This window comes from Mediterraneibacter flintii, from assembly GCF_055387595.1.
Genome location: NZ_AP031405.1, coordinates 3,409,447 through 3,432,768, shown reverse-complemented (window position 1 = coordinate 3,432,768; position 23,322 = coordinate 3,409,447). Strand labels below are relative to the sequence as shown.

Below are 23,322 nucleotides of genomic sequence, written 5' to 3'. Positions count from 1 at the left end.
GGCAGTGTTCTGGAAATACTTGATTTTATGCAATTTTCCCTCTATAATTTATATCATTGGTTAGATATTACTAACCAAAAATCGTGCCAAAACAGAAAGCTATGTGCCATTTTAGTATAGGAGTGACTACTATATGATTACGATCCATAATGTAGACGAAACGCTGTTGTTTTACGGCTCTTTGGGAGCCGAAAGGAAAGAAGTCGGGAACGGTATCCTGTTTACCTTTTTTGATAAGACTTCCTATGTCCGGTTTTGGGGAGATTTACGGGGGTTTTGTGTGGCTTCGGTTGATGTTATATATCCAAAGGATATGGTAATCCGTTCGCAGATCCGGCAAAGATATATAGGGATCGGCTTCACAGAGGAAGGGCAGATAGTCAGCTACAGCCGTAAAGCAGAAGTGCGGGAATCTCGCAACGGTATAGATTGTTATGTTTTTAATTCCCCTGTTCCTCTTTTTATGAAAATATCCGGCGGGAAGCGTCTCCGGTTTCAGGGAATGTATTTTCAGGAATCCTTTTTCCATGAGAATAATGTATCTCTCTACGACAGCTTTTGGGAAGATGCCAAACGCTCTCTTGCTTCCAATGAACTTCATTCGCCGGAACTATTGTCCATTTATCAGCGTATTGAAAAGTGCCCACTTACAGGAGAAGCGTTCCAGCTCTGGATGAGAGGACAGGGATTGGCCGCGACTGGCTATCTTCTGGATTTGGTCCAGAGGTACACTTTCGCTCCGCCTGTTTATCTAAGCGAAGATGAAATTACAGCCGTCTTACAGGCGAAGAGGCTGATTAAGGATAATATAAGTAATGTGCCGACAATCCTTGATTTGTGTAAAAGCGTTGCTCTTAACAAAAACAAGCTTCAAAAGGCATTTCAACTCACAGAAGGCAAAAGCATTGGGGAATATATCCGGACACTGCGAATGGAGCGTGCTTTGGAGCTTTTGGAAAAAAGCGATATGAATACAAGCGAGATTGCAAAAGCAGTTGGCTATTATGGAGTATCGAACTTCTACCATGCTTTTCGGCAGAGGTTTGGAGAAACACCTCAGATAGTTCGGGAACTACTCCGAAAAAAATTAAGTTAAACTCGTTTTAAATTGCATTGCTTACAGGATTCAATTATAATGTGTGGAAGGATAAAGTAAAAAGCTTTGAAATTGCGGTATGCAAAGAATATTTGCTTAGGAATTTTATAGATGCAAAGAGCATTTGATAGACAGAAATTATTTTCTTCAATACAATTCCAGTAAAAGGGAGGCGGACTATCATGACACTTGGAAGAAATATTCAAAAAATAAGAAAGGAGGCACATATGTCCCAAGAAGATTTAGCAGATATGTTTCATGTTTCAAGGCAGACAATATCTAATTGGGAGAATTCAAAAAGTTACCCGGATTTGGAGACGATAGTAAAGATGAGTGATAGTTTTAACATCTCCTTGGATATTTTATTGAAGGAGGACTTAGTTATGGTAAAAACATTTGATAATGAGATAAAGAATACTAGAAAATATGCAAGGGCGCTGATAGCGATAGCCGTTATATTTGCCTTGTTCATTGGCAGCTTCGTAATCTATTCTTGCGTATATTTCAGTACCAAAAGTAAATTAGAGGGAAATTTTGCAGAACAGTTAAAAGAGAATCATTTCTATAAAAATAGAGACGGATATTATTCTATGAATTATACAGATGATATTGTGTATAGCGTGCCGAATCAAGCTATGCCGGGTCTGTTAGATTTTTCGCTGCATTTTTCTGTAAGTAATGTATATTGTGATATTGACCTTGAAGATACGATTGTGGAAATTACATGGGAAGGCAATGACGACTTTTTTGCGTCAGCAATTTCTAAAACGGATAATAAAATAGTAGGGAGTACGTCTGAATTTGAAGAAAAGGATTTCAAGGATATGCAGAAATTAAGCAATGAGCTGGGCGTTTCAGAAAAAGAAATAAGTGAGATTATAGAAAAGGGAAATGAATTGTATAAAGAGTTGTATCTAAAGTAGCAGGATATTACAAAGAGGTCTGCCAAAATAAAAACATATCCTAATTTATAGAGCAAATAAATATATAAATCCCGGTTTGAAGGTTATCCATTCGAACCGGGATAAAATTTTTCTGTTTTTTAAATTCTATTAATTGTGTGGACGCCGTCTAGACTGTAGAGTGCGTTTATAACATTTTCTATTTCATCTGCGTCTACTTCAACTTCATAATAGGCAGAATCAGCTAGCGGATTATCATCCTTAAATCCTTCAGCTAATTGGGGATTGTCTTTGAAATATTCTCTCATATACGCTTCCCATGCTTCGTCTGCTGAGATATAGATACAGTTTTTAACACCGTCAATCTTTTGTATATCTTCTCCCAATAGGTCGATGTCATCTGCTTCTCTATCAAGAAAGACAGTTAATTTACAAGTATCTGTCCTACTTTGTTCAATTGATTTCGTTCCGATATTTACTATACAACTAATCAAATAACTAACCGAAGCAATTATTGCTACACAAGATATAATGCTTATACTTAAAATAAATAATAGCGTATTCTTCTTCATTGTATGTACCTCAAAAGTATATTGTAGTTTTAATTTCGATTTCCTCGTGTTTTATTGTAACCGTTTGAAAATGCGTTATATCTGTATATGAAATACCTTTCCAGTTCATTTAACGAACTAAATCCACTGTTTTCTAACGCGAACATTCTTATGGTAAAATCATCGCCATATTTGTAATCTGCATATACATCTCCGTTTCCTCTGCCTGTAAAATGAGCGTTTACTCTGCTAAAAATATTTTTTCCCTGTCCTACATAGTACATATTTTTCGACTTATTATATAAGATATATACGCCGGTAAAACTGTGCTGCGACATATATGAGGGGACTCCCTTTCCACCAAAAGATATTTTCCGCATGTTCATAAATTCTTCTGGTGTTATTTCTATAGAAGCATTGGAAAGCAGGTTTATTTGATGATCGATTGAGTTTTTATATATGAATGAAAATAAAGTTGTGGCCGTCGCAAGTACTATGCTTAAGAGAAAAATAATAAAAACTTCAATAGAAAAAAGGTCAAAAAACATGTATTTTACACCTCATTTTAAATTTTATGACGATGAAACAAAGTATAGATTACTGATGATACTGTATTCATCTATTTCTTTATATTTTTAACATTATTCTCTTAATAGTATTCTTATACGAACACTATTATTGTAATAATTTTACGTCAATAATAATGGTATGTCAACAGTATTGATGAGAGAGAAAACGGAAAAGTGTAAAATGATAAAATATGACAAGCTATGGGAAACAATGAGGTCTAAGGGAATCACTCAATATGATTTGTATACACGTTATCATATGAACCGTTCCCAGTTAAACAGACTAAGGCATAACCATAATGTGGAAGTGAATACGATAGATAAGTTGTGCAATATTCTCAATTGCAAAGTTGAGGATATTATGACACATTATCCGGACAATAATATATTTTAAATGAAAGATGTTATGACTGTATTATAATTCAGATTATTAATGTATACAGCGCGGACTCTATTTTCATGTAGCTTTTGTGACATCTGCACAGATTCCGCTTTATATTTGCTTAATTAGCTAAAAGGGGAAATCGGTTAATGCCGATTTCGACCGATTATAAAAAGAAATAGAGGTATCCCGCGGGAATGCGTGCCTTACGGCACTGGCATATTTTGCGGGGTATCTCTATTTCTAAGATTCATAAGTATTTTTGAACGCACAAAATAAAGGGTGTCTATCGAATTGTCGCGCTTTTCATTATGCTGCGTGTTCTTCCTTTTTCCCTTCAAATTTCTTGAGCTTATTGCATTGGAATCGATGGTATTTATTCATATTTCTACCAATCGCATAGAGCATAAACTCTTTATACACTTTTTCTGCTGAACGATGATGGAATCGTCGAAAGCCATCATTTTCCTTGATGTCTCCAAAGTGTCCTTCCGTTTGAATCGAACGTATCTGACGATTTAGAATCCCTTTCTCACTCTGGATATTTGCATGAGAGTGTTCTTTTAATTCTTCCCAACGTTCATTTATCTTCATAATCTTATTTTTATCGGCATCTTTTTCCGGATTATATTTGTAAAGGCATTTTGCTTTGTATTCGCAGCCACTACAATCAGCGCATCCGTACACTTCAAGAGTCTGTGTATAACCGCCCATGTCTTTTTCTTCTGTGCGGATATGCCTTAATTCTCTTCCGTCATGACAGATATAGTAATGCTCATCTTCAAATATCTGCATTGTCATGTTATGGTATTTTCCTATGTTTTCCTTATAGGCACGGGTCTTTCTTTGTTCATGCTCCTGCAGCTTGATATAGCTTTCGATGTTGTGTTCTTTTAGAAACAGTAAGTTTTTCTCGCTGCAATAGCCACTATCTGCAGTGACTTCCTTTACTATTTCACCAAATGCATAGATATGTTTTTGGACAACGGGAATCAGGGGATTGTAATCGGTTCTGTCATTACTTACATAACCATGAATGATAAAGTAATTCTCCACAGCAATCTGAACATTGTAGGCTGGTTTTAACTGGCCATTCATCATGTGATCCTCTTTCATTCGCATGAAAGTTGCTTCTAAATCTGTTTTCGAATAGCTGTTACGGTCGTTCCCCATAATCTCAAAACTCTCTTTATATGCCATAAGTTTTTTACCACAGGTTTCTAATTCTTCGTAAAGCTGCTGAATCCTGGACTTTTTCCTGCCTTTTCCATAAACGAACGCAATCCCTTCCCCCTCTGCGATCGCCGATAAGTTCTTTTGCAATTTTAACAAGTCCAGTGGGGAACAGTTGTCTATTTCAAGAATACGATTGTTTGACAGTTTTTTATGTTTTGTAAGTTTTCGCCTGCGATTCTTTTCGATTACTTCACGCACTTTGTCCATGCCTTCGATAATGAACATCTGCGCATTTCCTAATTTGTATTTTCTGCCATATCCGCTTTCTTCTAATAGTACATTGTACTTTGTGTAAAGAGAGTCAATGCTCTCCAGCAGTCCTGCCAGATGATAGTTGAGCGTTCCTCGCCACACAAAAGTGTAACGGTTTGCATTTGCTTCTATCTTTGTTCCGTCGATAAAGAGAGATTCTAACGTAATCAGACCTTCCTTTTTAAACGTCGTAGTAATTGATAATTCAGGTCATCCAGGATTTCAGCTGTCAGCTTTTTATTTATGAAATCATAAAAGGCATCCCGTTTTGGCTGTTCGCCCTGCGTCAGCCAGATGAATGCCAGGTCTCTTTGACATAGTTCAACGATGCGGTCAATCTCACGAATCCCCCGCATGTTTGCATATGTGAGAACTCCATATTTCATGATTGGGTTGAACCCGCGTTTCCCCTTATCTGAATACTGTGCTAATAAAGCAGTAAAATCCATTTCCTCCATTACTTTTTTTAGGGTAAAGACCGGATCGTCGTCAGGTAAACTCAATTCATAAAATTTAAAGTTCATTTTCTGTTGCCCTAATTCAAAAAATTCAGTATAATATTTATTGTTTATCATAGTTACATTATAACATGTAACGGAGAGAAGATGGTTGTTGTTAGCCATCTTTTTCTCTTTTATAGGGATAATTTTAGGGAAGGCAGTGACTCGGACAAGTCACTGCCTTCCCTATTCATCGCTATCTATTAACCGATAGCCCCTTGAATTTTGCACAGGCAGCAACAGTTTAGAAAGAAAAATAGGTTGCTGTAAAAGAATTATGTTAATATCCGCTGGCGCCGTAATTGGATAATACTCTGGCAGAAGGATCGGATACATTACAGCCTTTCCATTTCTTATTCGGCATCCAGAAATCTTTGATCATATGTGCCTGCTCAGGATAGAAGGACTCAAAAAGCTCACGGTACAAAAGAGATTCTTTGGTAAAAGGAGCCGCATAATTATGTTTTCGGGCTTTCTCCATAAATACCTCATCTGTATAAACTGTTTCGGCATATTCTTTCAGGTCGTCAACAAGAGAATGCCCAACTGCATCGGAGAAGGCGGCTTTTTCTCGCATGAGTATGGACTGGGGAAGCAGGGTATCCGGTTCAAATGCGCGGCGAAGGAGATATTTTCCTTTGTTGTACACATTCATTTTTTTCTCTGGAGCGATAGAAAGAACATAAGAAGCGAAGTCCAGATCGCCGAAAGGAACTCTGGCTTCCATGGAATGTACGCTGATACAGCGATCTGCCCGTAAGACGTCATACATATAAAGTTCTTTGACGCGTTTTATAGATTCCTGCTGGAATTCTTCCGGAGAGGGGGCAAAGTCTGTATATTTGTATCCGAAGAGCTCATCAGAGATTTCTCCGGTAAGCAAAACACGAATATCCGTCGTTCTGTGAATTTCCTGACAGAGCAGATACATCCCCACAGAGGCACGAATCGTAGTAATATCGTAGGTTGCAAGTGTTTTTATTACATCTGGGAGGGCCTGAATTACCTGTTCTCGAGTAATCAGAATTTCTGTGTGTTCGCTTCCGATATATTCCGCTACTTCTCTTGCATATTTTAAATCGATCGCATCGGTTTCCATACCAATTGCAAAGGTACGGATCGGCTGTTTTAAGATAGAAGCAGAGATGGCGCAGATCAGGGAGGAATCCAGTCCACCGCTTAAAAGGAAGCCCATTGGAACATCGGAATCCAGTCTTTTTTTGACGCCGGCGATCAGTTTATCGTGAATATTTTGGCATAGAATATCAAGGCTGTCATTATGAACGGCAGTTACCTCTGTAATATCTCGGTAGCAGATGAAATTTCCGTCTTTATAGTAATGACCGGGCGGGAAAGGATAAATTCTCTGTACCAGATGGACAAGATTTTTCGCTTCACTTGCAAACAGAATCTTTCCGTTCTGGTCGTACCCGTAGAACAGAGGGCGGATACCGATCGGATCTCTGGCGGCAATAAAGGAGTCTTCTGCGGCGTCATAGAGTACGAGGGCAAATTCCGCGTCCAGGAGAGAAAACATTTTCAGTCCGAATTCCTCATAAAGAGGGAGAAGGATTTCACAGTCAGAGTCGCTTGAAAAAGAGTAGCCTTTCTGGATCAGTTTTTCCCGCAGGGGGCGGAAACCATAGATTTCTCCGTTGCAGATCAGATAGTTGCCGTGAAGAGAAAAAGGCTGCATCCCTTCTGCGGTAAGCCCCATGATAGAAAGCCGCTGGAACCCCATAAGGCCGCTTCCGATATGGAGGATCTTAGCGGCGTCCGGCCCGCGGGTATCTGTCTGCGAGAGACCCTCAACGAATTGCTGATAATCTGCTTTCTCGGAGCAGTAACACATAATTGTACACATAAGTTTTTAACCTTCTTTCTATCGCTTAAATTTCCATAGGATACTGCTTGTCGAAGCAGGCTTTACACAGCGGCAGGCTGCCGACCATGGATTGGAGATCTTCGATTTTCATATAGGCGAGAGAATCGGCTCCCGTCAAGGCGCGGATTTGTTCTGACGAATGTGCGGAGGCGATTAACTGCTGATTGGAAGGAATATCCGTACCAAAATAGCAGGGATAAAGGAAGGGAGGAGAACTGATACGCACATGGACGCTGACGGCGCCCGCCTCTTTCAGCATATGAATCAGATTGGAAATCGTTGTGCCTCTGACAATGGAATCATCTACCAGAACTAATCGTTTCCCCTTTACTACAGAGGTAAGAACATTTAATTTCAGCCGCACGCTGTTTTCCCGTTCCTTCTGTGTAGGCTTTATAAAGGTTCGTCCTACATAATTATTTTTATAAAAGGCAAATCCGAAGGGAATGCCGGAGGCTTCCGCATAGCCTTTGGCGGCGGGAATACCGGATTCCGGCACGCCGCAGACAAGATCCGCGTCTGCCGGATAGGACTTTGCCAGGGCGGCGCCGGCGCGGATACGCGCGTCATAAATATTTACCTGATCTATGGTGCTGTCCAGTCTTGCAAAATAAATATATTCAAAAATACAGTGTGCCGTTTTCGCGGTGCACAGGGAGGTATCGGAAAAAACGCCTTTCTTTGTAACGGAGAGTATTTCGCCGGGGCGTATATCCCGCAGGAATTTGGCGCCTACGCTGTGGAGCGCACAGCTTTCAGAAGCAATGACATAGGCGTTCCCGCGCTTGCCCAGGCAAAGGGGCTTTAAGCCCAGCGGATCCCGAAGAGCTACAAGTTTCCGCGGGCTGGCAATGACCAGGGCGTAAGCGCCCCGCAGCATGCGGGCGGCGCGCAGGACAGCTTCCTCTACTGTATTTGTATGAACGCGCTCTCTGGCGATACAGCAGGCAATCACTTCCGAATCTGTATCCGTATGAAAAAGCGCGCCATTTTGTTCCAGAGAAAGGCGCAGCTGCTTTGTATTCACCAGATTGCCATTGTGGGCCAGTGCCAGGGTGCCTTTGACATAGTTCATAACCAGAGGTTGGGCATTCTGCAAAGTGGAGGCGCCTGTGGTGGAATAGCGTACATGACCGATTCCGAGATTTCCGGTAAGACGCTGCAGGTTTTCTTCCTTGAAAACTTCGCCGACCAGACCCATTCCTTTGTGACAGTCAATATTTCCTTTGGAACCTGAAGTATCGCAAACAGCGATACCACAGGATTCCTGCCCCCTGTGCTGCAAAGAGCTAAGTCCGTAGTAGACAGAAGGGGCAACGGAATTTCCGTCCAGGTCATATACACCGAAAACACCGCAGGCTTCTTTGGGTTTATCTTGTTCAAAAAATTCCATAAAAATATAACTCCTTATTTTTATATAGAAAACAGAAGCCTGTCATACGTCGGATATGGAAGATGGGACTCCGGTATTTTCTCTTCCGCCTGATCCGCATAACTGCGCAGCAAAGCCATCGTAGCAAGCACTGTCTTATGACAGTAATCGGCGGACTCCTGTACAGACTGAAACTGTTCTATCGTCGGAAGTTCCTTCTCCAGCTCTTTGAGACTATCCAGAATTTTTTCATAGGCGTCTCCCAGAGAGGAAACTAGGCTCTGTGCAGAAGCCGTATCCATAGACGGAACAAAGGTCTTCACAGACATGGTATTTTCCGCTACGGTAGAAGCATAGGAGGAGACGGCGGGAAGGAAATCCTTCAGAAGCATCTCGTTTAAAGTTTTGGCTTCGATTTCAATTGTTTTCACATAGTTTTCCAGGAGGATTTCATATCTGGAGAAAATTTCTTCCCTTGTAAAAATATGATGCTTTTCGAACAACTGTATATTTTTATCGGCAATAAAGCGCGGCAGGCAGTCCGGTGTGGAAACCAGATTATAGAGCCCGCGTTTTTCTGCTTCTTTTATCCATTCTTCTGTATAGCCGTTTCCGTTGAAAATGACCTTTTTATGTTTGCGGATAGCACGCTTGATCAGTTCGTGCACGGCGTGCTCCATGTCCTGCGGGGCAGTTCCTTCCAATTCTTTGCAGAACTGGGAGAGCGCTTCCGCGACGGCTGTATTCAGGATGATATTCGGAGTAGCGACAGAAGCAGACGAACCAAGCATACGGAACTCAAATTTATTTCCGGTAAAGGCGAAGGGAGAAGTACGGTTCCGGTCTGTGTTGTCCTTCATAAAATGAGGCAGCACATGGGCGCCGGTTTCCATCTGGATTTGTTTCTGTTTTTCGAAATAGGTATTTTCTTCAATGGACTTCAGGACAGCGGTAAGCTCGTCGCCTAAGAAAATGGATACGATAGCCGGAGGCGCTTCATTGCCGCCCAAACGGTGGTCGTTGCCGGCTGTTGCCGCAGAAATCCGCATCAGATCCGCATATTCATCCACGGCTTTGATCACAGCCATCAGGAATACAAGGAACTGGATATTCTGCGCCGGAGTTTTCCCTGGATCCAGAAGATTTTCTCCTGTGTTGGTAGAAATCGACCAGTTATTGTGTTTTCCGCTTCCGTTGATTCCTTCAAATGGCTTTTCGTGCAGCAGGCAGACCAGACCATGTTTTTCCGCTGTCTTTTTCATAATTTCCATCGTAAGTTGATTATGATCTACCGCTACGTTCGCGGTGGAAAAAATCGGAGCCAGTTCATGCTGGGCGGGGGCAACCTCATTGTGCTTCGTTTTTGCGGGGATACCAAGCTTCCACAGTTCTTCGTCCAGATCGTGCATATAAGCGGCGATCCGAGGTTTGAGCGCGCCAAAGTAATGATCTTCCATCTCCTGTCCTCTGGGGGCGGGCGCACCGATAAGTGTTCTTCCGCACAGGATGAGATCCCGTCTCTGCTCATACAGCTCTTTATCTACCAGAAAGTACTCCTGTTCCGGCCCGATGGTAGTGGAAACGTGAGTTACTTCTGCATTTCCGAGCACATGCAGGATTTTTACAGCTTCCCTGCTGAGTGCTTCCATCGAACGCAGGAGAGGTGTCTTTTTATCGAGGGCTTCTCCGCCGTAGGAACAGAACGCAGTAGGTATGTAAAGCGTACCGTCTTTGATAAATGCGGGAGAAGTAGGATCCCACGCGGTATAGCCTCTGGCTTCAAAGGTAGCTCTAAGCCCTCCGGAAGGGAAACTGGAAGCGTCCGGTTCTCCTTTCACCAGCTCTTTGCCGGAAAAATCCATGATTACATCCCCATTTCCGACAGGCGTAATGAAACTGTCATGTTTTTCAGCGGTAAATCCTGTCATTGGCTGAAACCAATGTGTAAAATGCGTGGCTCCATTTTCCACAGCCCACTCTTTCATGGCTACCGCTACGGCGTTGGCCACTTCTAGCTCCAGGTGTGTTTCATTTTCAATCGTCTTTTTTAGAGCTTTGTAAACATCCTTGGGAAGTTTGTTTCTCATAACTTTATCGTTGAATACCATGCTTCCGTATAGAGAGGGAATATCTTTTTTCATCGTACTGCTCCTTTCTGATTTCCATACTCTGTTTATGCAAAATGTTTTATAAAAATAGAAAAAGCGCCCTGGAAAAATCCAAAGCGCCTTTGCTTTTTATGTTTCATAGTATAGTGTCTGCAAGAAGAAATTGTCAAGACCTTTTTTATTTGCACTGCAAAAATTTTGGGGCTTTACAAACGGACGAAAATCATTTATATTATATTTTAAATTTAAAACATATGACAAGGGCGTCAGAATTTTCGTAAGGGGGAGATTCTGACGTTTTTTTCATTGTAGTAGGAAATTTCAGTTCCTATACAAGAAAACTCTCAGGAGGATGCACACCGCGCGCAAGTGGAAAATATCTGACGGAGAAGTATTATTACAGGAGGAAAATAAAAATGGTAAAGTATGTATTTGTTACAGGAGGCGTGGTATCGGGACTGGGAAAGGGAATCACAGCGGCTTCCCTGGGGCGCCTTTTGAAGGCGCGGAACTTTCAGGTAACAATGCAGAAGTTCGACCCTTATATCAATATAGATCCGGGAACTATGAATCCAGTTCAGCACGGGGAAGTATTTGTGACAGATGACGGGACAGAAACAGATCTGGATTTAGGACATTATGAACGGTTTATCGATGAAAATCTGGATCGGAATTCGAATGTGACAACAGGCAAAATATACTGGACGGTTCTCCACAAAGAACGACGCGGAGACTATGGAGGAGGAACCGTTCAGGTCATTCCGCATATTACGAATGAAATAAAAAGTAGATTTTACAGGGGAAATACGCCGGAGGAGGAACGGATCGCTATCATAGAGATAGGAGGAACAGTCGGAGACATTGAAAGCGAGCCTTTTTTTGAGGCAATCCGGCAGTTCCAGCATGATGTGGGAAAGGAGAATGCCATCTTAATTCACGTGACGCTGGTTCCCTATCTGAAAGTTTCGGGTGAACTGAAAACAAAGCCGACCCAGGCGAGTGTGAAAGCGCTGCAAGGAATGGGGCTGTGTCCGGATATTTTAGTATGCAGGTCAGAACATGAACTTTCTGACAAGCTGAAAGAAAAAATTGCGCTGTTCTGTAATGTGTCACCGGACAGAGTTCTGCAGAATCTGGATGTGGAATATCTCTATGAAGCTCCCCTTGCAATGGAGAAAGAGCATCTGGCACAGGTAGTGTGTCAATGTCTGGAACTGCCCTGTATAGAGCCAAATCTGGAGGACTGGAAGAGCATGGTAGAAGCGCTTAAACGTCCTCGCACAGAGGTTGAAATCGCGATTGTAGGGAAATATATCCGGCTCCATGATGCCTATCTAAGTGTGGCGGAGGCGTTGAAACACGGAGGAATTGCGGGAAGAATCAACGTAAATATCCGCTGGGTGGATGCGGAGGAGTTGGAGAAAAAAGGCTGCGAAAACCTGCTGGAGGGAGTGGATGGAATTCTGCTCCCTGGAGGATTTGGCGTCAGAGGAACGGAAGGAAAGATACAGGCAGCGAAGTATGCCAGAACAGAAAAAATTCCGTTTCTAGGCATCTGCCTGGGAATGCAGATGGCAGTGGTGGAATTTGCAAGAAATGTGGTAGGCTGGAAGGACGCGAACAGTCAGGAACTGGATCCGGATACGATGCACCCTGTTATTTATTTGATGCCGGAACAAAGCGGTGTGGAAAATCTGGGCGGAACACAGCGGCTCGGCGCATACCCATGCGTGCTGGAGGAGGGATCCAGAGCCAGGGAGATATATCAGGAAGAAGAGATTTCAGAACGGCACAGGCATCGTTACGAGGTAAATAATGATTACAGGGAAACGCTGAAAAAACACGGCATGATTCTTTCGGGACTTTCTCCGGATGGCAGAATCGTAGAAATGATCGAACTAAAAGAACATCCTTTTTTTATAGGGACGCAGGGACATCCGGAGTTGAAATCCCGTCCCAACAAAGCGCACCCGCTTTTCCGTCAGTTTGTGAAAGCGGCGGAGGAATATAAAAAAGAAAAGAATCATCATACAGGAGGGAATTAAGAATGAGAGGACAGGAGCAGCAGGGCTTGTATAGTCCAAGATTTGAACATGACAACTGTGGGATCGGAGCCGTGGTAAATAAAGACGGAAAGAAAAGTCATCTCACAGTGGAACGCGCGCTTCGCATCGTAGAAAACCTGGAACACAGAGCCGGAAAGGACGCGGAAGGAAAGACAGGGGACGGCGTCGGGATTCTTCTTCAGATTTCTCATAAGTTTTTCTCCAGGGTGTGTAAAGAGGCAGGAATCAGGATAGAGGGAGAACGGGAGTATGGAATCGCCCAGCTTTTCCTTCCACAGGACGAACTAAAGAGAAACCAGGCGCGGAAGATGTTTGAGATCATTGTAGAAAAAGAAGGAATGGAGTTTTTAGGTTATAGGGAAGTTCCTATTTTTCCCGAAGTCCTGGGACATAAGGCAAGGGCGTGTATGCCTTATATTGTGCAGGCATTTATCCGGAAACCGGAGAACATAGAGAAAGGTCTGGCGTTTGAACGTAAGCTGTACATTGCCAGAAGGGTATTCGAGCAGAGTAATGACAATACGTACGTGGTTTCTATGTCCAGCAGGACAATCGTATATAAAGGTATGTTTTTAGTCGGGCAGCTTCGCACCTTTTTCGCGGATCTGCAGGATCCGGACTATGAGTCGGCGATCGCTACTGTCCATTCCAGATTCAGCACCAACACAAATCCGAGCTGGGAGAGAGCCCATCCGAATCGTCTGATTGTCCACAATGGAGAGATTAATACGATCCAGGGAAATGCGGATAAAATGCAGGCAAGAGAAGAAAATATGGAGTCGGCGCATTTAAAGGGGCAACTGCATAAAATCCTTCCCGTAGTAAACCGAGAAGGTTCGGATTCCGCTATGCTGGACAATACTCTGGAATTTCTGGTTATGAGTGGAATGGATCTGCCGCTGGCGGTGATGATTACGATACCGGAGCCGTGGGCAAATAATGGGACGCTTTCCCAGGAAATAAGAGATTTTTATCAGTATTATGCGACTATGATGGAGCCATGGGACGGGCCGGCTTCGATTGTATTTTCAGACGGCGACGTGATGGGAGCAGTACTGGACAGAAACGGTCTTAGACCCTCCAGATATTATGTGATGAAAAACGGGGATGTGATCCTTGCGTCCGAAGTAGGCGTACTGCCTGTACCGGAAGAGGAAATTCTTTTAAAAGAACGGCTTCACCCCGGGAAAATGCTTCTTGTAGATACACGAAAGGGAACGATTACCGACGACAGAGAACTAAAGGAAACTTATGCAAAGGCAAAGCCCTATGGAGAATGGCTGGACAGCAACCTGCTGGAGTTAAAGGAACTGAAGATCCCCAACCGGCGTGTAGAACAGTATACGCAAAAACAGCAGAAACAGCTTCAAAAAGCCTTTGGGTATACGTATGAGGAATACAGGAAATCGATCTATGAGATGGCATTAAACGGAGTGGAAGGAACTGCGGCTATGGGAACGGATACGCCGTTGGCAGTGCTCTCCAAAAAGCAAAGACCGCTGTTTGATTATTTTAAACAGATGTTTGCCCAGGTGACAAATCCGCCGATTGACGCCATACGGGAGGAGATTGTTACGGGAACCACTGTATATGTGGGCAGGGACGGAAACTTAATTGAAGAGAAAGCTGAAAATTGCCAGGTACTGAAAATCAATAATCCGATTCTCACCAATACGGATCTGCTGAAAATAAAAAATATGAAGCAGAAAGGGTTTCAGGTAGCAGTGGTTCCGATTATCTATTATAAAAGTGCAAAACTGGAAAGAGCCATTGATCGTCTGTATGTGGAGGTGGACAAGGCATACCGTGAGGGAGCGAATATCTTGATTCTGTCGGATCGGGGCGTAGATGAAAATCATGTGCCGATTCCCTCTCTGCTTGCAGTATCGGCGGTACATCAACATTTGGTGGAGACAAAGAAGCAGACATCGCTGTCCCTGATCCTGGAATCAGGGGAACCGCGGGAAGTGCATCACTTTGCGGCTCTTCTAGGGTATGGCGCCTGTGCAGTAAATCCATACCTTGCGATAGAGACCATACGCGAATTGATTGAAGAGGGACTTTTGGACAAGGAGTATTACGCGGCGGTGGAGGACTACACCCATGCCGTCCTCCATGGAATCGTAAAAATAGCCTCTAAAATGGGGATTTCCACGATTCAATCCTACCAGGGAGCGAAAATATTCGAGGCGATCGGAATTTCCGGAGAAGTTATCGACCGTTATTTTGCGGGAACCGTAAGCAGGGTAGAAGGAATCACCCTGGAAGACATCGCGAAAAACGCGGATGCCCTCCACTCTCGTGCATTTGATCCGCTGGGGAGAGATACGGATCTGACGCTGGACAGTCTGGGCAGGCATAAAATGAGGAGTGGAGGAGAGGAGCACCAGTATAATCCGGCCACCATCCATATGCTGCAGAAATCTACCAGAATGGGAGATTACGACATGTTTAAAGAATATACAGCGATGGTGGATGCGGAAGAAAGCGGAAACTTACGCTCGCTGCTGGAGTTTCGCTTCCCGAAGAAAGGGATTTCCATAGACGAGGTGGAGAGTGTTGACAGTATTGTAAAGAGATTTAAGACCGGCGCCATGTCTTACGGTTCTATTTCCCAGGAAGCACACGAAACGCTGGCTGTCGCCATGAATCTGCTGCATGGAAAGTCAAACACAGGGGAAGGCGGAGAGAGTGAAGAACGGCTGGATTCTGCCGGAACCAAGACAAACAGATGCTCCGCGATCAAGCAGGTGGCAAGTGGCCGTTTTGGTGTTACCAGCCGGTATTTAGTAAGTGCGCAGGAAATTCAAATTAAGATGGCGCAGGGAGCAAAGCCAGGAGAGGGCGGGCATCTTCCCGCCAGGAAGGTGTATCCATGGATCGCGAAGACCAGACATTCTACAGCGGGCGTCAGTCTGATTTCTCCGCCGCCGCATCACGATATTTATTCCATTGAAGATCTGGCGCAGCTGATTTATGATTTGAAAAATGCCAACAAATATGCGAGGATTTCGGTAAAGCTGGTTTCTGAGGCAGGCGTTGGAACTGTGGCGGCAGGTGTTGCAAAGGCAGGTGCGCAGGTTATCTTAATTTCCGGATATGACGGGGGAACCGGTGCGGCCCCAGAGAGTTCCATTCATAACGCAGGACTGCCATGGGAATTAGGACTGGCGGAAACACACCAGACGTTGTTAAAGAACGGACTGCGCAGCCGAGTTATGATTGAGACAGACGGGAAGCTGATGAGTGGAAGAGATGTGGCGATTGCAGCGCTTCTTGGAGCAGAGGAATTTGGATTTGCCACTGCACCTCTGGTAACACTTGGCTGCGTGATGATGAGGGTATGTAATCTGGATACCTGTCCTGCAGGAATCGCAACACAAAATCCAGAGCTTCGGAAACGATTTGCCGGAAAACCGGAATATGTAGTCAATTTTATGCGGTTTATCGCACAGGAACTAAGGGAGTATATGGCGCGGCTTGGATTCCGTACAGTAGATGAAATGGTGGGAAGGAGCGACCTTTTGAAGAAAAAGGAGGAAGCGGAAAACCCTATGGCAGAGAAAATAGATTTAAGTGCAGTATTGGAAAATCCGTATGCCGGTCAAAAGAACGTAATTTTCAATCCGAAAGACGTGTACGATTTTGCACTGGAGAAAACTCTGGATGAAAGAGTTCTGCTTAAAAAGTTTGAAAACGCCCTGAAAAAGAAAGAGAAGGCATCTGTCAGTGTGCAGGTCGGCAATACGGACAGAACCTTTGGGACACTTTTAGGAGCAGAGCTTACACGCCGGTATAAAGACGGGTTGGAAGAGGATACATTGGTTGTGAACTGTAAAGGCGCCGGAGGACAGAGCTTCGGAGCGTTTATTCCAAAAGGACTGACACTAAAGCTGGAGGGCGATACAAATGATTATTTTGGAAAAGGACTTTCCGGAGGAAAACTATCTATTTATCCGCCCAAAGAACATTCCTATAATGCAGGAGAAAATATGATTGCAGGGAATGTGGCACTTTATGGCGCTACCGGAGGGAAAGCATTCATCTGTGGTATGGCGGGAGAGCGTTTTGCAGTGAGGAATTCCGGCGCTTGCGCCGTAGTGGAAGGTGTAGGCGAGCATGGGTGCGAGTACATGACCGGCGGAAGAGTCGTCATTCTGGGAAGCACGGGAAAGAATTTTGCAGCCGGCATGAGTGGAGGAACGGCTTATGTATTGGATGAAAAAAATACGCTGTACCGGAATTTGAATAAGGCGATGGTTTCAATTGAAAGGGTGGAACGAAAGACAGATCTTCACGAACTGAAAAGCATGATTGAAGAACATGTGGAACAGACCGGTTCACTCAAAGGAAGGGAGATCCTGGAACATTTGAAAGAATATCTTCCGAAGTTTAAGAAAATCATTCCTTACGATTATAAACGTATGACTTCGCTGAGTTTGAAACTGGAGGAACAGGGGATGAGTTCAGAACAAGCCCAGATGGAGGCTTTTAATGAGGTATTTCAGAGGAAACAGGAGGAATAAGGCGGATGGGAAAACCGACAGGATTTTTAGAATATGAAAGAAAAGAGGCTGCTTACAAAAAGCCGGAGGAGAGAATACGGGATTTTCAGGAATTTAAAATTCCCTTGTCCCTGGAGGAACAGAGAAAGCAGGGAGCGCGCTGCATGGAGTGCGGCGTCCCGTTCTGCCAGTCGGGAATGACGATCGCGGGAATGGTTTCGGGATGTCCGCTTCATAACCTGGTACCGGAGACGAACGATTTGGTGTACAGAGGAAAGTGGAGGCTTGCCTATGAACGGCTGGCAAAAACGCACAGCTTTCCGGAGTTTACCAGCCATGTATGTCCGGCGCTGTGTGAAGCGGCATGTACTTGTAATCTGAACGGGGAACCGGTTGCCACGAAAGAAAACGAACGGGCAATCATCGAGACTGCGTGGGAAAACGGGTGGGTGCGACCTGAGATTCCGGCGGTGCGCACCGGCAAGAAGGTTGCGATCGTAGGAAGCGGGCCTGCCGGTCTGGCGGCTGCACAGGAATTAAACCGCAGAGGACATACAGTGACCGTATTTGAGAGAAGCGACCGCTTCGGAGGGCTGCTCTGCTACGGGATTCCGAATATGAAGCTGGATAAGCATATCATTGAACGGAGAATCCGCCTCATGGAAGAAGAGGGAGTGATTTTCCGGTCAAATGCAGATGTAGGAAGGGAAATTAAGGCGCAGCAGTTACAAAAGGAGTTTGATCGGGTGATTCTTGCCTGCGGAGCTTCGAATCCGAGAGATATTGCTGTTCCGGGAAGAGATGCGGGCAATATCTTCTTTGCCGTGGATTATTTGAAAGCGGTGACAAAAAGCCTGCTGGACTCGAATCTAAAAGATAATAGTTTTGTGTCGGCAAAGGGGCTGCATGTGCTTGTGATTGGCGGCGGGGATACGGGAAATGACTGTGTGGGAACGGTACTCCGTCTGGGAGCAAAATCTGTCACACAGCTGGAAATGATGCCAAAGCCGCCGGCCTGCCGTGCCTCTGGAAATCCTTGGCCGGAGTGGCCGAAAATCTTAAAAACGGATTATGGGCAAGAAGAGGCTATCGCTGTTTATGGGAAAGATCCCAGAGTTTATCAGGCAACAGTAACAGAGTTTCTGAAGGATGCTAAAGGAAAGGTACAGAAAGCAAAAGTTATAAATCTGGAACCGAAGAAGGATGAGAAACAAGGAAGAATCCGTATGGTACCGGTGGAGGGAACGCAAAGAACGATAAACGCACAGCTTGTACTGATTGCTGCCGGCTTCTTGGGAAGCGAGAAATATATAACAGATGCTTTTCAAATCCAGACAGACAATAGAACGAATGTCCTGACAAAGCCGGAGAAATATGAAACCAGCGTATCCGGAGTATTTACGGCAGGTGACATGCACAGAGGACAGTCGCTGGTAGTATGGGCAATCACAGAAGGAAGAAATGCAGCTAGAGCTGTAGATCGGGACTTGATGGGTTACTGAGCTTATAATAAAATAGAAAGAAAAAAGGAGCAGGTGGTTATGGCAAAGTACACGAAGAACGATATTCTCCGTATGGCGGAGGAAGAGGATGTAGAATTTATCCGGCTGCAGTTCACAGATATGTTCGGCACGATGAAAAATATAGCGATCCCGATTGCTAAACTGGAAAAAGCCGTGAACAATGAATGTGTGATAGATGCATCTTCTATAGAAAGCTTTTACAGGAATGAGGAAGAGGATATGTATTTGCACCCGGAGTTGGACACCTTCTGTATCCTGCCTTGGAGACCTCAGCAGGGGAAAGTAGCGCGTCTGATCTGTGACATTTACAGGGCTGATGGCACTCCGTATAAGGGAAGTCCAAGGTATATTCTGAAACAAGTAGTCAGGCAGGCTGAGGAGATGGGATATTCCTTTAAAGCAAATCCGGAATGTGAATTTTTTCTTTTTCATACGGATGACAACGGACGGCCGACTACTTTAACACATGAACAAGCAGGCTATATGGATCTTAGTCCGGTGGACTTGGGAGAAAATGCCAGAAGAGATATTGTGCTGACGTTAGAAGATATGGGGTATGATGTGGAGTCTTCCCATCACGAGATATCACCGGCACAGCACGAAATTGATTTTTCAATGGCGGATGTTATGGAAACAGCCGATAAATTTATGACTTTCAAGGTTGCGGTGCGTACAGTAGCCAAACGCCATGGGCTTCACGCCACCTTTATGCCGAAACCTCGGGAAGAAGTCAACGGTTCCGGAATGCATATCAATATGGCGCTTTATAAAAACGGAAAAAATATTTTTGAGGACAGAGGAGATGCATTGGGGTTAAGCAGAGAAGCTTATTCTTTTATTGCCGGAATTTTTGCACATATCAAAGGAATGACGGCGTTTTTTAATCCATTGGTAAACTCTTATAAACGGCTGGTACCGGGATTTGAGGCACCATCAGATATTACCTGGTCTTCTACGCAGAGGACAGCTTTGATTAAGGTTTGCCAGAACAGACGCAGGGAGTGTCAGATCGAGCTTAGAAGTCCGGATCCTTCGGCAAATCCGTATTTAGTCTTTGCACTGTGCCTGGCAGCAGGGATACAAGGAATCGAGGAGAAGCTGCAGCTCTCACCGGAACTGAAGGTTGGCATCAGGGAACTGTCAGAAGAAGAGAAGCTGGAACAGGGTATCCAAAGTCTCCCGACAACATTAAATGAGGCATTGAATGAACTGTCACAGGATGAATGGATTGCCGGAGTAGTGGGAAGTCCATTTTTAGAGTGTTATATGAAGAGTAAGAGAAAAGAATGGAAAAGTTACGAAAAACAAGTTTCTGAATGGGAACTTACCCAGTACCTGTATCAAATATAGACGGATAAATGTTAGGGAAAATCAGAAAGCGGGGAGCGAAAGTGAGTATAATCATAGTAGCATTACCCAAAATTGAAGATGCAAGACGAATACGCAAATTACTCATAAGCCGCGGATTTGAAAATGTCGTTCCCTGCGGTACAGCCGCCACGGCTCTGCTTGCGGCGAACGATGCGGAAAAGGGCTTGATTATCAGTGGATACCGGCTTCCGGATATGCATTATACCCAGCTTTTAGAATGTATTCCGAGATATTATGAATTTTTGCTGGTCGGTTCTCCGAGTAAGGTAAGCGAAGCAGAAGGAAGTGTGATGGCGCTGACGACTCCGTTAAAGATATATGAGCTGGCAAATACCGTAGAAATGCTCCTCACGCAGGTAGAACGGCGGTATAAAAAGGACAAAAAGAGAGAGGAAAAAAGAAGCGAGCAAGATATAAAGAATATTCAGAATGCAAAGCGTCTTTTGATGGAACGCAATCATCTGACAGAAGAAGCGGCATACCGGTATATTCAGAAATGTAGCATGGATAATGGAGTCAATATGGCGGAGACCGCGCAGATGATTCTAATGCTGATTGACGATGAATGTTGAGTTATCTGACATGAAACGGGCAAGTATGAAAAATAGAAAAACAGACAAAGCATATAAAAAGAATAACAGGAGAAAAAATGGTAACAGTCAATAAAAATTATTTGAAGCTGCAAGGGAATTATTTATTTTCAACGATTGCAAAAAAAGTAACGGCGTATCAAAAAGAAAATCCAGAGGCGGAAATCATACGGCTTGGTATCGGAGATGTAACACAGCCGCTGGCTCCGGCCATTTTAAAAGCGTTGCATAAGGCAGTGGAGGAGATGGGAAATGTAGAAACTTTCCGCGGATATGCGCCGGAGCAGGGATATGAATTTTTAAGAAATGTTATTTCGGAACAGGACTATCGAGCACGGGGATGCGAAATATCACCGGAAGAAATTTTTATTTCCGACGGCGCGAAAAGTGACTGCGGAAATATACAGGAAATATTTGGAACAGACAACAGGGTGGCCGTCTGTGATCCGGTATATCCGGTCTACGTGGATACAAATGTGATGGCAGGACGCACAGGAAATTTTAACAGGGAACGCGGAAACTACGACGGGCTGATTTATATGCCCTGTACCGAGAAAGAAGGCTTTATACCGGAGATTCCAGGAGAAATACCGGACTTGATTTATTTGTGCTTTCCGAATAATCCTACAGGAACGGCAATTACAAAACCTCGCCTTCAAGAGTGGGTGGATTATGCGAATCGGGTTGGAGCTGTGATACTTTACGACGCCGCCTACGAAGCATATATCTCGAATCCGGAATTGCCGCATTCTATTTATGAATGTGACGGGGCGAAGGAATGTGCGATAGAATTCCGCAGTTTTTCAAAAAATGCAGGATTTACGGGCGTACGGCTCGGATTTACCGTAGTTCCTAAAAATTTGAAAAGAAATGGCGCGGGGCTTTGGGATTTATGGGAACGGCGTCAAGGTACGCGGTTTAACGGAGCTCCTTATTTGGTACAAAGAGCCGGTGAAGCTGTTTACACGCCCGAAGGAAGACAGGAATTGTCCGCCCAGGTGTCTTACTATATGGAAAATGCACGGATTATCCGAGAAGGCCTGGAAGGAGCCGGTTTTACAGTATATGGAGGAATCGACGCTCCATATATTTGGATGAAAACGCCGGAAAATATGGGCTCCTGGGAATTTTTTGCATATCTTTTAGAGAAAGCGAATGTAGTGGGAACGCCGGGAGAAGGGTTTGGAGCTTGTGGAGAGGGATATTTTCGTCTGACAGCCTTTGGTGACAGAGAAAAGACAAAACAGGCTATAGAGCGTATCCGGCAGATTGAATCTATCAGGAGGTGAATTTATATAAAAAGAGGATTGTATTTTTTGCAGAACAATTTTAAAATGGAAGCTGTCTAAGTTTGTAACAAAAGAGGACAAATACAACTGTAATACAGAGAAACCAGACTAGAACAGGTAGAAAATCTACGCGAGGATAAGAGGATGGAATATACAGTAAAACAGAGGATTCAAAATATATATGCTGCTCTGCGCCCGTCAGAGCAGAAAGTGGCAGAGTATATACTTTCGTATCCAGGGCATCCGGAAGAGCTTTTGATTGAGGAAGTGGCGAAAAATGCCGGTGTAAGCCAGCCTACAGTGATAAGATTTGTTAAGGCGGCAGGGTATAAAGGTTTTAAAGAACTGAAATATGCCATGATGCAGGAAGAAATTCTCTATGAAAAGGATACAGGGAAAGAAAAGGAGAATGCAAGTCTATATGGATTTTCATTTTCAGGGAAGGAAAGCCTTGAAGAGATTCCAGGTAAGATCATTACAACCTCTGTCCAAATGCTTGAAGAGACACTTAGAAGTATTCAGATGAAGGAATATAGGAAGGCGGTAGAGGCTGTCTCCGGTGCAGAAAATATTGTGTTATACAGTGTGGAAAATTCAAATTGTATAGCCAACGATTTGTTGACGAAGCTTACCTATCTGGGACTTAACTGCCGGATGTATTCGGATTATTATTTGCAGAGTGTCAGTGCAGGGAATTTGACAAGGAAGGACCTGGCCATTGGAATCTCTTATTCTGGATATTCCAAACATACAGTAGAGATGATGAGGATGGCCAAGAAAGCGGGGGCAAAGACAATGGTGATCACAAATTTTGATAATGCTTTGATAGCAAAGTATGCGGACATTCTGCTGTGTACAAGCAGCCATCAGTTCTTTTGTGGAAATACGATCTTTTCGCGCATTTCCCAGCTTGCTCTAGTAGATATGTTGTATGTCGGGGTATTGAATGAAAATTATGGCAGGATGTCAAAGAAGTTGAAGAAAAACAGTGATTTGGTAGCAGAAAGAGCATATGATGAGAATTAGAAGTTTTGTAGAATTTCTACAAAGCTTCTTTTTTTGACTTTACAAGTCCTTTACAAAAGCTTCACTGCGATTTGATTGATTTCTAAAAGCGGAAATTTC

The 23,322-nt window shown here is 43.9% G+C and carries 15 protein-coding genes and 1 pseudogene; 10 read left to right on the top strand and 6 right to left on the bottom strand.

The features are described 5' to 3' along the window. Positions 1-133 precede the first annotated feature (133 nt). Positions 134-1,096, top strand: coding sequence for a helix-turn-helix domain-containing protein (locus ACZ5C4_RS16375; protein WP_464521918.1), 963 nt, complete (start codon positions 134-136; stop codon positions 1,094-1,096). Positions 1,097-1,278: 182 nt separating this feature from the next. After that, entirely contained in the window at positions 1,279-2,019 is a 741-nt protein-coding gene (locus ACZ5C4_RS16370; protein WP_464521917.1) for a helix-turn-helix transcriptional regulator, read from the top strand. A 119-nt stretch (positions 2,020-2,138) separates the two neighbouring features. Here the strand turns inward: ACZ5C4_RS16370 and ACZ5C4_RS16365 are convergent, their stop codons facing one another. Continuing rightward, positions 2,139-2,570 (bottom strand): permease-like cell division protein FtsX, encoded by a 432-nt coding sequence (locus tag ACZ5C4_RS16365; protein ID WP_464521916.1) that lies wholly within the window; start codon positions 2,568-2,570, stop codon positions 2,139-2,141. A gap of 29 nt (positions 2,571-2,599) precedes the next feature. Next, complete coding sequence (locus ACZ5C4_RS16360) at positions 2,600-2,887, bottom strand: GIY-YIG nuclease family protein (protein ID WP_464521915.1); 288 nt, start codon at positions 2,885-2,887, stop codon at positions 2,600-2,602. A 412-nt stretch (positions 2,888-3,299) separates the two neighbouring features. On the opposite strand from ACZ5C4_RS16360, the gene ACZ5C4_RS16355 reads away from it, so the two are divergent. Beyond that, positions 3,300-3,512 (top strand): helix-turn-helix domain-containing protein, encoded by a 213-nt coding sequence (locus ACZ5C4_RS16355; protein WP_464521914.1) that lies wholly within the window; start codon positions 3,300-3,302, stop codon positions 3,510-3,512. Positions 3,513-3,809: 297 nt separating this feature from the next. Here the strand turns inward: ACZ5C4_RS16355 and ACZ5C4_RS16350 are convergent. From ACZ5C4_RS16350 to ACZ5C4_RS16335, 4 genes and pseudogenes are all read right to left on the bottom strand, one after another. Next, a pseudogene (locus ACZ5C4_RS16350) lies at positions 3,810-5,563 on the bottom strand (IS1182 family transposase). Positions 5,564-5,768: 205 nt separating this feature from the next. Next, complete coding sequence (gene asnB / locus ACZ5C4_RS16345) at positions 5,769-7,352, bottom strand: asparagine synthase B (RefSeq protein WP_464521913.1); 1,584 nt, start codon at positions 7,350-7,352, stop codon at positions 5,769-5,771. A 25-nt stretch (positions 7,353-7,377) separates the two neighbouring features. Next, on the bottom strand, positions 7,378-8,766 hold the full coding sequence (gene purF, locus ACZ5C4_RS16340; RefSeq protein ID WP_464521912.1) for an amidophosphoribosyltransferase: 1,389 nt from the start codon (positions 8,764-8,766) through the stop codon (positions 7,378-7,380). Positions 8,767-8,786: 20 nt separating this feature from the next. After that, positions 8,787-10,886: a glutamine synthetase III family protein gene (locus ACZ5C4_RS16335; RefSeq protein WP_464521911.1), complete on the bottom strand. Its 2,100-nt coding sequence runs from the start codon at positions 10,884-10,886 to the stop codon at positions 8,787-8,789. A gap of 383 nt (positions 10,887-11,269) precedes the next feature. Here ACZ5C4_RS16335 and ACZ5C4_RS16330 point away from each other — a divergent pair, with 383 nt between their 5' ends. From ACZ5C4_RS16330 to ACZ5C4_RS16300, 7 genes are all read left to right on the top strand, one after another. Next, complete coding sequence (locus tag ACZ5C4_RS16330; RefSeq protein ID WP_464521910.1) at positions 11,270-12,898, top strand: CTP synthase; 1,629 nt, start codon at positions 11,270-11,272, stop codon at positions 12,896-12,898. A 2-nt stretch (positions 12,899-12,900) separates the two neighbouring features. After that, positions 12,901-17,445 (top strand): glutamate synthase large subunit, encoded by a 4,545-nt coding sequence (gene gltB, locus ACZ5C4_RS16325; protein WP_464521909.1) that lies wholly within the window; start codon positions 12,901-12,903, stop codon positions 17,443-17,445. Between the two features lie 5 nt (positions 17,446-17,450). Further along, positions 17,451-18,926, top strand: coding sequence for a glutamate synthase subunit beta (locus ACZ5C4_RS16320; protein ID WP_464521908.1), 1,476 nt, complete (start codon positions 17,451-17,453; stop codon positions 18,924-18,926). Between the two features lie 39 nt (positions 18,927-18,965). Beyond that, complete coding sequence (gene glnA, locus ACZ5C4_RS16315; RefSeq protein WP_464521907.1) at positions 18,966-20,297, top strand: type I glutamate--ammonia ligase; 1,332 nt, start codon at positions 18,966-18,968, stop codon at positions 20,295-20,297. Between the two features lie 41 nt (positions 20,298-20,338). Beyond that, positions 20,339-20,890 carry an ANTAR domain-containing response regulator gene (locus ACZ5C4_RS16310; protein WP_464521906.1) on the top strand — a complete coding sequence of 184 codons (552 nt, stop codon included), beginning with the start codon at positions 20,339-20,341 and terminating at the stop codon, positions 20,888-20,890. Between the two features lie 77 nt (positions 20,891-20,967). Next, positions 20,968-22,197 carry an LL-diaminopimelate aminotransferase gene (locus ACZ5C4_RS16305; protein ID WP_464521905.1) on the top strand — a complete coding sequence of 410 codons (1,230 nt, stop codon included), beginning with the start codon at positions 20,968-20,970 and terminating at the stop codon, positions 22,195-22,197. A gap of 144 nt (positions 22,198-22,341) precedes the next feature. Next, positions 22,342-23,223: a MurR/RpiR family transcriptional regulator gene (locus ACZ5C4_RS16300; RefSeq protein ID WP_464521904.1), complete on the top strand. Its 882-nt coding sequence runs from the start codon at positions 22,342-22,344 to the stop codon at positions 23,221-23,223. The last annotated feature ends 99 nt before the right edge of the window (positions 23,224-23,322 follow it).

Coding starts and splice junctions, on each gene's coding strand:
- ACZ5C4_RS16375 (WP_464521918.1), top strand. CDS start 134: ATGATTACGATCCATAATGTAGACGAAACGCTGTTGTTTTACGGCTCT.
- ACZ5C4_RS16370 (WP_464521917.1), top strand. CDS start 1,279: ATGACACTTGGAAGAAATATTCAAAAAATAAGAAAGGAGGCACATATG.
- ACZ5C4_RS16365 (WP_464521916.1), bottom strand. CDS start 2,570: ATGAAGAAGAATACGCTATTATTTATTTTAAGTATAAGCATTATATCT.
- ACZ5C4_RS16360 (WP_464521915.1), bottom strand. CDS start 2,887: ATGTCGCAGCACAGTTTTACCGGCGTATATATCTTATATAATAAGTCG.
- ACZ5C4_RS16355 (WP_464521914.1), top strand. CDS start 3,300: ATGATAAAATATGACAAGCTATGGGAAACAATGAGGTCTAAGGGAATC.
- asnB (WP_464521913.1), bottom strand. CDS start 7,352: ATGTGTACAATTATGTGTTACTGCTCCGAGAAAGCAGATTATCAGCAA.
- purF (WP_464521912.1), bottom strand. CDS start 8,766: ATGGAATTTTTTGAACAAGATAAACCCAAAGAAGCCTGCGGTGTTTTC.
- ACZ5C4_RS16335 (WP_464521911.1), bottom strand. CDS start 10,886: ATGAAAAAAGATATTCCCTCTCTATACGGAAGCATGGTATTCAACGAT.
- ACZ5C4_RS16330 (WP_464521910.1), top strand. CDS start 11,270: ATGGTAAAGTATGTATTTGTTACAGGAGGCGTGGTATCGGGACTGGGA.
- gltB (WP_464521909.1), top strand. CDS start 12,901: ATGAGAGGACAGGAGCAGCAGGGCTTGTATAGTCCAAGATTTGAACAT.
- ACZ5C4_RS16320 (WP_464521908.1), top strand. CDS start 17,451: ATGGGAAAACCGACAGGATTTTTAGAATATGAAAGAAAAGAGGCTGCT.
- glnA (WP_464521907.1), top strand. CDS start 18,966: ATGGCAAAGTACACGAAGAACGATATTCTCCGTATGGCGGAGGAAGAG.
- ACZ5C4_RS16305 (WP_464521905.1), top strand. CDS start 20,968: ATGGTAACAGTCAATAAAAATTATTTGAAGCTGCAAGGGAATTATTTA.
- ACZ5C4_RS16300 (WP_464521904.1), top strand. CDS start 22,342: ATGGAATATACAGTAAAACAGAGGATTCAAAATATATATGCTGCTCTG.